General features: G+C 68.1%; 2 protein-coding genes. One reads left to right on the top strand and one right to left on the bottom strand.

Going from position 1 to position 12,228, the window contains the following annotated elements; translation table 11 throughout:
- Positions 1-35 precede the first annotated feature (35 nt).
- On the bottom strand, positions 36-3,617 hold the full coding sequence (locus ACWCRB_RS20410) for an FG-GAP-like repeat-containing protein (protein ID WP_450997382.1): 3,582 nt from the start codon (positions 3,615-3,617) through the stop codon (positions 36-38).
- A 466-nt stretch (positions 3,618-4,083) separates the two neighbouring features.
- Here ACWCRB_RS20410 and ACWCRB_RS20405 point away from each other — a divergent pair, with 466 nt between their 5' ends.
- A complete protein-coding gene (locus ACWCRB_RS20405) occupies positions 4,084-12,228 on the top strand; it encodes a ricin-type beta-trefoil lectin domain protein (RefSeq protein ID WP_450997381.1) in 8,145 nt (2,714 codons plus the stop codon).

The following is a 12,228-nucleotide window of genomic DNA, read 5'->3' as shown; positions in this document are numbered from 1 at the left end:
GGTACCGGATGGAAAGGGCCCCTCGTCGTACTGCTCTAGCCCAGTCGCTTCACCGTCGTCCACCCGTCCGCGTCCAGCGTGTCCGGGGACGCGTCGTTGGCGGTGGCGGAGCCCGCGAACAGGAGCAGGGCGCCCGCGGTGTTGGTCGCGATCATGTCGGGGATGCCGTCACCGGAGAGGTCCGGACTGCCGTACACCAGTGGGTAGTTGGCGGTCGTGAACGTCGTGGAGGCGTAGGCGTCGTCGCCGTCCAGGCTGCCGCCGGACGTGCCCAGGCTGCTGAGGACCGTGCTCACCCCGTCGCTGGCGAGGATGCCCTTGCGCAGCTGGATGTTGCCCGCCGAGGTCCGGTACGTCATGTCCATCGCCTTGTCGCCGTTGTAGTCGGCGATGGCCACGAAGTCCCGGCCCTCCCAGGAGGTGGTGGTGTGCTGGGTGGCGGTGGTGAAGGCGCCGCCCGTGTAGCCGGAGAGGATCCACAGCTCGCCGCCGCCCACGCCGCCCGCGACGAACAGCTCGGGCTGGCCGTCGCCGGTGAGGTCGCCGGCCGCCTTCATCTCGGACCAGGTGGACGGGGCCGGCATGTTGGCGGGCAGCCGTACCTCGACGCGCTCCCTGACGTTGATGGCGCCGTAGCCGTCACCGGGGTAGATGAAGAGCCGGTTGTCGGGGGTGCGGATCACCCAGTCGGTGACCCCGTCGCCGGGCGCGAAGTCGCCGTTGTGGGTCACCAGCGAGTACGCGGGGGCCGTGCTGTCGCCGTTCCAGATGTGCGGGGCGGTGCCGGCGTCCCGCAGCAGCGTGCCGTTGTCGTGCTGGCCCCACGAGCTGACGTTCCACTTGCCGTTCTGGTCCGTCGTGTTGATCCAGAGGTTCCCGGCGGCGGTGACGTGCCCGTAGTCGGGGGAACCGTCGCCGTTGAGGTCGCCGGCGGCGTCGGCCGTCGGGCGCGGAGTGACGTAGAAGGTGTGCTTGTACGGGTTCGGCGAGATGTTGCCCGCCGAGTCGACGGCCTTGACGTAGAGGGTGTTGGGGCCGGCCGCGGGGGGCTGCATCCCCGTGTAGTTCTCCGTCGAGGAGATGACGGTGGTGCAGGTCGCCGCGCCCGTGCCCTGCTTGGTGCCCGCGCAGGCGTAGTGGTCGTAGGTCGTGTTGTTGATCGAGAAGACGAACTTCACGATGTCGGTGTCGGCGCCCTTGGTGAAGGTGAAGTCACCGGCGGTACCGAACTTGACCGTGGACCAGACCTCGCCGTTGCTGTCGTTGTTGCTGTCGGCGGGGAACTGCGCCGAGGTGACGTTGGTGGGCGAGTCGGGCAGGTCGCTGTCGTAGGCGAAGCGGCACAGCCCGGCGCCGCTCGTGGGCGACCAGGCGCTGCTGACCTTGGCGTCCCATGACCGTACCCGCCACACGTACTTGTAGCCGTTGGCCAGCGTGAACTTGCTGGAGTCGAGCTTGACCGAGGCGGTCTCGCCGTCGTCCACCGAGTCGGAGAAGTACTTGTGGGTGGCGTCGTACGACCCCTCGCGCCAGACCTCGAACTCCAGCTTGGCGAGGTCGCTGTCGGGGTCGGTGGCCTTGGCGCTGATCGTCGGGACGGTCTTGCCGAGGCTGATGTAGGGCGAGGCGCTGGTGTCGCAGTAGCCGGGGCTCATGGTGACCGAGGTCGGCAGGCCGGGCTTGCGGTTGTAGGTGATGGCCACCGACGGCGAGCCCTCGCCCTCGGCCTTGAACTTCTTCCAGGAGTACGTGTCCGTCTCCAGGCTCGACGCCGAACCGGTCGGCGCGGAGGAGGAGGTCGAGGCCACCAGACCGATGTTGAAGGAGGTCCAGGCGTTGTCCGCGGCCTCCTGGGCCAGCGAGGTCACGGTGAAGTTGACGTTCGTGTCGGGGCAGGAGCTGTTGGACTTCCAGCCGTACGCGAACGACTTCGAGGTGATCTTCCGGCTCCAACTGGGCTGCTTGTTCCAGGTGGTGGAGCTGGAGAAGGCGCCGGTGCGCCACACCTGCATCGTGCGCTTGCTGCACGACCAGGAGTGGGTCTCAAGGATCTTCAGGGTGGCGCTGGAGACGTCGGCGTCCTTGATGTTCTTCTGGAGCTTGAGCTTGAAGAAGGACCGGGCGGTGCCCCAGGTGTCCCGCTCGAAGCCGACGCGGGCTTCCTTGGTGTCCTGGTTGTAGTTGGCGCCGTCGTAGAAGCTGGAGCTGGGGAACTTCTTGTAGGCGGTGGTCCAGTTGGACCGGGTCGCGGTGGTGGACGGGTCCAGGAACAGCGGGTACACCGGGGCCTTGGCACCGGCCGCGTCGAGGTACCCGCTCGGCGGGTCGATGGTCAGGACGCGGCTGACCTGGTTCAGGGAGGCCCCCGCGGTGGTGGCGTGCGCGCCCTCGCCGGGCCCGTTCACGGCGGGCAGCGCGAGGGTCTCGTTCGCCGCGGCGGCCGGGAGGGAGTAGGCGGCGGGGTCGATGTCCGCGCCGGCGAGCTGGGAGTCGGAGTCGTCCGACGAACTCCCGCTGTCGGCCTCGGGGTTGGCCTCAGCGGACTTGTCCGCCTCCGAGGTCCAGGCCTCGACGTCCTCGGCGTCCTCGTTGCTGCCGGTGGCGGCGTCCGGGTCGGCGGCCGGGGTGTCCGTGTCGTGCGTGCCCGCCGAGTCCCAGAGGAACGGGGTGGGCGAGACGGAGACCTCGTTGCCGTCCTTGTCCTTGCCGTGCACGACGTCGGTGGACGGGTCGAGGGAGAAGGCGAGGGTGGGCGAGGTGAAGCGGTAGCGGGGCGGGTCGGCGGCCAGCGCGGCGGCGGCCTCGGGGGTGTGGATGACCAGGACATGGGTGTACCCGGTGTCCCGCGCGGTCAGCATCAGGTCCACGTCGGGCAGCACGTTCTCGTACAGCGCCCTGTTGTCCTCGACTACCGGCTCGGGGAGCCCGCCGGGCCACTCGACCTGGATCTCGTGGCCCTCGGCGGACATCGTCAGGAGCGGCGTCCAGGCGTTCTCGGCGTCATCGGCGACGGTGTCGGCGGAATGCGTGCCGTTAACCTGCAATTCACCTGAGGAATGCGAGGTGTTCTCTCGGGTGGCGGTTGTGAAGATCGCGTGATTGGTTGTGGCTTTGCCGGAGAAGCCCGCGCTGTTTGCCTTCGATTTGCCTGCGGCGGGGCTGTAGTCCGAGTCTCCCGAGGCGAAAGTCACGGGATAGGGGCTGTTGACGGTGACCCAGCCGGCCTTTCCCTCCCGCAGCGAGACATCGACCGGCGCCCACTTGCCCTTGGCGTTCTTCGCCCGCACCGGCGCGACGGAGGCCGTGTATGTGAAGGAGCCGTCGGGATTGGCGAAGGTCTGGGAGAACTCGTCGGTCAGCGCGGCCACTTCGACCTTCCTGCCGGTCTTGCGGGCCTTCTTCTGAGCCGTGTCCTCGGCGCTGACCTGGCTCTTCGCCGCCTTGGCCTTCGCGCCCGCAGCGGGCGACCTCTCCGTGGCAGGCCCGTCGTCGCTCAGGGCCAGGACGGTGGCACCGCCGGCCAGCAGCGCGAGGGCGACCGCGGCGGCGACGCCGCGTCGAACTCCCCGTCTGCCAGGGGGTGTTGATGCAATGTCATGACTGTCGTGGTCGCTCAAGGGACCCTTCTCCCGTTGTCCTTGGGCCTCGCTTGAACGCACGACCCCCCGTTTTGGACGTGTGGAGTATGTGCAAGCCACCCCGGCGAGATCAACACCCCTGTGAAGTCGAGAAGTAGGAGAGGCGTAAGTGGCTGTGGGGTATGGCGATTCTTTGCTGTTCTTTGTCGCTTTTTGGGGCGTGACATAGCTAACACAAACTTATCTGACCTTGACGCAGATCTTCACGAGGGGTCAATTTCATCCCGTCATTGATCACTGTGTGCCATCACTCCGAACGTTTTCCGGAGGGCGTGCGGCACGGTGATACGGGGAAACGGGGAGAGGTCGGTCCACCATGCGTGGGGGCTTGTCGTGGTGCGGCAAAGGTTGGCTGACGGAGAGAACTTCACGTGATCGGCTGTTCCGCCGAAGAGCGCGACTAGGAGTCGTCGCCGCCGTTTTCCTCGCCCTCAACGTCGCCTCGTTGCAGGGCGCTGTCGCGTTCGGCCCCGACAACGACGCCCGTACGGCGGTCGAGCTGGACGAGCTCCAGGCGACGGACGCCGTCCCGGTCGACGAGACCAAGACCGACAAGCTGGAGCAGCTCGAAGCGCCCGCGCTGGAGAAGCTGACCGACTACGCCCCGGCGGCCGTGGTCCAGGTCCCCGAGGCCGTCGACGTGACCGCCCCGGTCGCCGACGTGACCGCGGGCGGCACGCCCAAGCCGGTCGCCGCCTCCACCGACGGCACGCTGACCGTCGGTGTCACCGCACCCGACGGCGCGACACAGGCCCAGGCCGACTCCCTCGAGGGCGCCTGGAACGTCACGGTCGAGCCCGAGGCCGACGCGGTGGCCGCCGGTACGCAGGGCGTGATGCTCCAGATCGACGCCCCCGACACCGCCACCGGTGACGCGGTCATCCAGATCGACGCGACCCGCTTCGCCGAGACGTACAGCGCGCAGTGGCTGGACCGCCTGTCCTTCGCCCTGATGCCGGCCTGCTACGCGACGACGCCGGAGCTGGAGGAGTGCTCCACGGGCGTCCCGGTGACCACCGAGGTCCAGCGCACCACCGACGAGGTGACCGTCTCGGTCGACGCCGGCGGCGACGACTCCGGCTCGGAGGCGGACCCCGGCGAGGACAGCGCGACCGACGAAACCTCCGACTCCACGGCGACCACCAAGGACATCCAGGAGACCCTGCTCAACCTGACCGTCGACACCGCCGCCCTGGCCTCGGTGTCCACGGCCACGTCCACGAGCGCCTCCACGGCCGCGAGCACCGACGAAGGGTCGGTCGACTCGGCGGTATGGCGCGGTGAGAGCGCGACCGGCGTGCAGCAGGTGGCCGACTCCGCGGGCGGCCTGCTGGTCGGCACCTCCTACGGCGCGGGCTCGGGCGGCGACTTCGCCGCGACCCCGCTGTCCTCGGCGGGCACCTGGTCGCAGGGCGGCTCGTCCGGCGCCTTCACGTACGCGTACACGATGGCGGGCCCGCAGGTCCCGTCCGGCCCGTCCCCGAACGTAACCCTGAGCTACAACTCCCAGTCCTCCGACGGCCGTACGTCAGGCACGAACAACCAGGTGTCCTGGATCGGCGAAGGCTGGGACTACAACCCGGGCGCGATCACCCGCACCTTCGTGGGCTGCGCGGCGGACACGGCCGACGCGAACAACGACAAGCACTTCACCGGCGACCAGTGCTGGGGCTCCAACAACGCGGTGCTGACGCTGAACGGCACCACGACCGAGCTGGTCTTCGATGACGACGACGATGTGTGGAAGACCTCGCGCGGCGACAACACCCGCGTGGAGCTGCTGACTTCGGCCGACTACACCCGAATCACCGGCATCGCCGCCTCCAACAACGGTGACAACAACGGGGAGTTCTGGCGGGTCACCACCAGCGACGGCACTCAGTACTACTTCGGCATGAACCGCCTGCCGGGCTGGACCTCCGGCAAGGAGGAGACCAAGTCGGTCCTGAACGTGCCGGTCGCCGGCAACCACAGCACCGACCCGTGCCACGCCACCAAGTTCGAGGACTCCTTCTGCGACCAGGGCTGGCGCTTCCAGCTCGACTACGTCGTCGACCTCAACGGCAACGCGATGTCGCTGTGGTGGCACAAGGAGACCAACGCCTACGCCAAGAACAACAAGGAGGCGAAGGCGGTCGAGTACGACCGGGCCGGCTACCTCTCCCGCATCGACTACGGCCAGCGCGCGACCACCCTCTTCTCCGCCGAGCCGCTGGGCCGCATGAAGTTCACCGCCCAGGAGCGCTGCTTCGAGAAGGACGGCGACAACACCTGGGACTGCTCGAACACGAGCTTCGACTCGAAGCAGTCGTACCTGACCCGCCCGTGGTTCGACACCCCGGCGGACCTCGCCTGCAAGACGAACACGAAGTGCTCGACGTACGCCCCCACGTTCTGGTCGCGCAAGCGCCTGGCGACGGTGACGGCGTGCGCCCAGCGCGAGCAGGGCGTCAAGCTGACCGAGTACAACTCCACGGACGACACGGGTTCCCGCAACGCCTGCGGCATCGACGACTCGACGTACGGCACGACCGCCCTGTCGAAGGTGGACTCCTGGAGCCTGGCCCAGTCGTTCCCGTGGGGCCTGACCGGTGAGTACACCGCACTCTGGCTCGAGTCGATCACCCGCACCGGCTACGCGGTGGACGGTTCGACGGAACGCCTGAACCCGGTGATCTTCGGCCGCAACAAGCTGGTGCTGCCCAACCGCGTAAAGAAGGCGACGGGCGACACAGACCCCCTCTTCGGCCGCCTCCGCATCCAGGACGTGGTCTCGGAGTACGGCGGCCGCACCCACGTCACGTACAAGGCACCGGAGGGCGCCTGCGCCACGGGCACGGACTTCCCGGCGGTCGACAAGAACACCCTGCGCTGCTACCCGGCCTACTGGCACGCGGACGGCGAACTGACCGACAAGCGCATCTCGTGGTTCCACAAGTACGTGGTCGAGTCGATCACCGAGTACCCGCAGCTGGCGGACGCCACAGACGTCACGACGACGTACGAGTACGACACCGACACGTCCAACAAGACGGTAGGCGCCCTCTGGGCCAAGAACCAGGCGGAGTTCTCCCGCCCCAAGACCCGCACGTGGGACGACTGGCGCGGCTACCCGGTGATCACGACGATCTCGGGCGTCCCGTCGGCCCCGGATGGGAGTGTCGCCTCCAAGTCGGTGACGCGCTACTTCCGGGGCATGAGCGACGACGTCCTGGACGACAGCACACCGAAGGACTCGAGCGACGACGTCAAGCGCTCGTTCAAGGTCCAGGACGTCACGGGTGCGGACATCGCGGACGACCGCAAGGCGTATGCGGGGATGGTCGCGGAGTCGCTGACTTATCCGGATTCGGGTGCGTCCACGTCGTCGGGGTGGCTGTCACGGACGGTCAACTATCCGGATGCGCCGGTGCGGTTGGCGACACGTAACCGGACAGACGGTCCGGACGTGGTCTCCGAGCGCGTCACCTTGGGCAAGGTCAAGACGGTCACCAAGTCGTCGGGTACACGGCCGGGGGATTCGGCGACGCTGCGTACCGCGCTGACGGAGACGGACTACGACGCGAAGTACGGTCTGCCGACCGAGGTTCGTGAGTTCGGTGACACGGCCACGGCGAAGACGAACGACGACTCGTGCACGCGTACGTCGTACGTGCACAACGACTCCGGTGCCACGGACGGTGTTTACCTCGTCGGTCTGGTCAACAGGACGGTCACGACGACCGGTACGACCACCTGCTCGACGGACCTGTCGGCGTCGACGTCCACGACGATGGTCAACGGCTCGCGCGTCTACTACGACGGTTCCACCGAACTGGGGGCCACGCCGACCAAGGGGCAGGTGACCCGTACCGAGCTGCCCACGGCTGCGGGCACGGGATGGCAGACGACCAGCCCCGAGTCGCGGACGACGTACGACGACTTCGGTCGGGTCACCAAGGTCATCGACCCGACCGGGCTGACGGACACCACGACCTACACACCGGGCTCCGGCCAGGTCTACGAGATCAAGACGGTCCACGGCACCAAGACCGACAGCAGCGGCGCCGAAACGGGCCTCGTCACGACCACCAAGGTGGAGCCCGGCCGAGGCGCGACCCTGACCTCGAAGGACGCCAACGACCGCGTCACTGCGTACGCGTACGACCCGCTGGGCCGCACCACGGCTGCCTGGGGCCCGACCCAGCCGGCCACGGACGACCCCGACGCGCGCTACACGTACAACACGGTCGCCGACAAGCCGGTGTCCGTGGTCACGGAGGCGTTGCAGGACAACCCCAGCAGCGCGTCCGGCGACGGCGTGTACACCCTGTCCACCGCGATCTACGACGGCCTGGGCCGTGAACGCCAGTCCCAGACGCCGGCGGTGGGCGGCGGCAAGCTGATCACCGACACGTTCCACAACGCGGCCGGCCAGGTCAGCTTCACCCGCAACGCCTACTACATGGCGGGCGCCCCCGGCACCGACCTGATCGTCCCCGTCTCCGAGTCGCTCGTCCCCAACGCGACCACCTACACGTACGACGGCCTGGGCCGCGTTCTCACCGTCACGCCCGTCCACCACTCCTTCCCGCAGACGGGTGAGGATGCGGTGGACGGCAATTCGACGGTGAAGACCACGGACCGCCGTACCCGCTACCAGTACGGCCTCGACTACACGATCGTCCGCCAGCCCACGGGCACACCCGGTTCCCGGGTGTGGACGGACGTGCTGGGCCGCACGGTGCAGCAGGACACGTACAGCGACACGGCGCTGACCGAGGCCGGGGCGATCTCCACGGCGTACGAGTACGACGTGCGCGGCGACATGTTCAGGTCCACCGACGAGGTGGGGCACACCCGCACCTGGACGTACGACGCTCTCGGCCGTGTCACCGACACGACCGACCCGGACACCGGCGCCACGCACACCGACTACGACGCGTACGGCCGGGTGGACACGGCGACCGATGCCCTCGGCGGGAAACTCACCTACAGCTACGAGCGCTTCCACCGCGTCTCGGAGATCAAGTCCACCCCGGCGGGCTCCAGTTCGGGCACGACAGTCCAGTCGTACGTCTACGACTCGGCGCCCGGCGGCAAGGGCCAGCTGGCCTCGGGGACCCGCTACAACGACGGCGGCAAGGCGTACAAGACGTCGATCGCCGGTTACACGGCGGACTACCAGCCGACGTCGATGACCTTGACGTTGCCGGACGGCACGACCTCGGGCACGACAGCGGACGGTTTCAAGACCAATTACACGTACGACTACACGTACAACGACGACGGTCAGCTGGAGAAGTACACCACCCCTGAGGTGGGCGGCCTGAGCGCCGAGTCCGTCATCACCCGTTACAACGAAGCCGGGCTCCCGACCACGGTCTCCGGTCAGGACTGGTACGTCGCCGAGACGTCCTACTCGCCGTACGGCCAGGTCATGCGCTCCACGGTGGGCGAGGTCGGCCACCGGGTCTGGCAGGACAACTCCTTCGACGAGTCGACCGGCGAACTGCTCACCAGCAAGCTCGTCCGGGAGAACATTGCCGACACGGGCGTCGTCCCCGACCACACGGTGAGCACGCGTGCCTATGCCTACGACCCTTCGGGCAACATCCTGTCGGTCGCGGACAAGCTCGGCTCGGGTACGACGGCCACCACCGACCGGCAGTGCTTCACGTACGACACGCTCGGTCAGCTGAGGACGGCGTGGACGACGCCGAGCGGGGGAGCCTGCACGGCGACCGGTAAGACGACGGCTGAGCCGGTGTACTCGGACGGCAAGGTCAACGTCTCGTCGAACTACGACGGCTACTGGCAGTCGTACGAGTACGACGTGCTGGGCAACCGGAAGTCGAAGACGGTCCACAAGGCGGACCCGACGATCACATCCGGGGTGGTCGACACCAAGAACGACGTGGTCACCGACTACGCCTACGGCAAGAGCGACGACGCAACGGTCAGGAACGACCAGCCGCACACCCTGACCTCATACGACACCACGTACAAGACGGCGGCCGGGGCCGAGGTCAAGACCCGCTCCACGCAGACGTACGACGCGGCGGGCAACCTCACGAACCGCACCACCGGCGGTGACACGGAGCAGGTCCTGACCTGGACGTGGGACGGCCAGGTCGAGTCGGTGACGGGCTTCGGCCCGGACGGTTCCGGGGCCTGGGTCGGTGCGTCCGACATGTGCCTGGACCTCGCGGGCGGCAACCCCGCGGCCGGCGGCATCATCCAGATCTACGTGTGCAACGCGTCCAAGGCACAGAACTTCCGCCTCAAGGCGCTGGATGCCGACAACAACGGCACGGTCGAGGACAAGACCATCGGCCAGTTCGTTGTCGCGGGCGCCTGCGCCCAGCCGACCAGTGCGGCGGCGGGAGCGGCGGTCCAGGTCCAGCCCTGCGACAAGACGGTCACGACGCAGCGCTGGCAGGTCCTGGACACGGGACTGCTCAAGCTCGTGGGCACCACCCTGTGCATGAACGCGCCGTCCACCGCGAACAGCACCGACCTGGTTCTGGCGACCTGCTCGGCGTCGGCGACGGGCCAGGTGTTCAAGCCGGCCTCGAAGACGACGTACGTGTACGACGCGATGGGCGACCGCGTACTGGAGCGCTCGACCTCCGGTGCGGTGCTGCACCTGCCGGACACGACCGTCTCCCTGACGGTCTCGGGCAAGGTCCGCTCGGCCGAGCGTTCCTACGGCCACGCGGGTGCCCCGACGGTGACGCGCTACCGCGAGGCGTCCTCGGCAACGGGCGTCAGCGAGCACCTGTTCGCCCAGGCGGTCGACCACAACGGCACCCCGCTGGCCGAGGTCCGGCTGGACGGCGGCCAGGCGGTCCGCATCACGAAGAAGGACCCCTGGGGCGAGGACCGCAAGGGGTACAACACGGCGCGCTCGCGCACGGCGTTCGCGACGGGCGACGACGACAAGGCTGCGGGCCTGGTGCATCTGGGCGCGCGGGAGTATGACCCGGCGACAGGCCGCTTCGTGTCAGCGGACCCGGCCCTGGACCACAGCGACCCGCTCCAGGCGAACGGCTACTCGTACGCGAACAACAACCCGATCACGCACTCCGACCCGTCCGGTCTGACCTCGTCGGCGTCGAGCTTCGACGCGTCGATCGCGGCGCTGGAGAGCCAGATCGCCGAGTACCAGCGCACCCTGTCGGTCTCGATCGGCGATGTGATCCTGTCGGTTGGCTGGGCGGTGTTCAAGGAGTTCATCGGCTGGAACGACGTGGTCGGCTGCTTCTCCCAGGGCGACCTGTGGGCCTGCGGCAGTCTCCTGATGGACGCGATTCCGTGGACGAGTGTCTTCTCCAAGGGCAAGAAGATGTGGAAGGCCTTCAACGCGACGCTGAGCGCGGTGAAGGCGTGGAAGGCGGCCAAGGCCGCCGCGGAGATCGGCCTCAAGGCGGCGAAGGCGGCCAAGGCCGCGCTGATCAAGGCGAAGAAGGCGGCGGAGGCTGCCGCGGCCGAGGCGAAACGGAAGGCGAGAGAGGCGGCCAAGGCCGCCGCCGAGGCCGCCAAGAAGAAGGCGCACACAGGGTCGAAGGGCGCGCGGGGCAATGCTCCGCAGGTCCAGGCTCGCAAGACCGCGCAGAACAAGGGTTCATCCGGCGGAGGCCGGGCGGAGTCCAAGTCGGGAGGTTCCCGCGGGGGTTCGGGGCGCGATGACGCGGACTCGGGCGGCGGTGGGTCCGACGGCGGCTCGGACGGTGGCGGGTCCGCCGACAGTTGCACGACCAACAGCTTCACGCCCGGCACCCGGGTTCTCATGGCCGACGGTTCCGCCAAGGAGATCAAGGACGTCGAGGTTGGCGAGCGGGTCATGGCCACCGACCCGGAAACGGGCGAGACCCGGGTGGAGACGGTCACCTCCGAGATCAAGGGCGAGGGCGTCAAGCACCTGGTCAAGGTCACCATCGACACCGACGGCACGAAGGGCTCGCAGACCGCCGACGTCACGGCGACCGACGGCCACCCCTTCTGGGTTCCGGAACTGGGCACCTGGATCAAGGCCACCGACCTCAAGGCCGGCCAGTGGCTCCAGACCGGTGCCGGCACCCTCGTCCAGGTCACTGCCGTCAAGCGCTGGACGGCGCCCGACGCCACGGTCCACAACCTCAGCGTCAGCAGTCTGCACACGTACTACGTACTGGCGGGCGCGGCACCCGTACTCGTCCACAACTGTGAGGTCGAGTACGGAAGCACCGACCTGAGCCAGGCGGTCATCCAGGAGCGCCTGAGGACGTCCAACACGGGCAACAACTTTGCCGCCGCCCGGTACGTCGACTCGGACGGTGTGTCCCGGATCGCGGTCGCGCACTCGTCACGGGGACGCGGCAACCACGCGGAACTGAAACTGATGAGGGAGCACGGGGACTCGATCACCGAAATGTACTCGGAGTTCCAACCGTGCATCGGGACGAACCAGTGCCGCCGCAAGCTCGACGACGCGGGGATTCCGACGTCGTATTCCTGGCCATGGACGACCTCGGCCGAAGGCAAGGCGGCGCAGGACGCCAGGAAGTCGGCCGTGAGCCAGTTGTTCCGCGACGCCAAGTCAGGAAACTGGGGGCTGCCGTTCCAATAG

This window comes from Streptomyces sp. NPDC002156, assembly GCF_053593675.1.
Note: the sequence above shows the minus strand (reverse complement) of the source record. Positions and strands in the feature narration are given on the sequence as shown.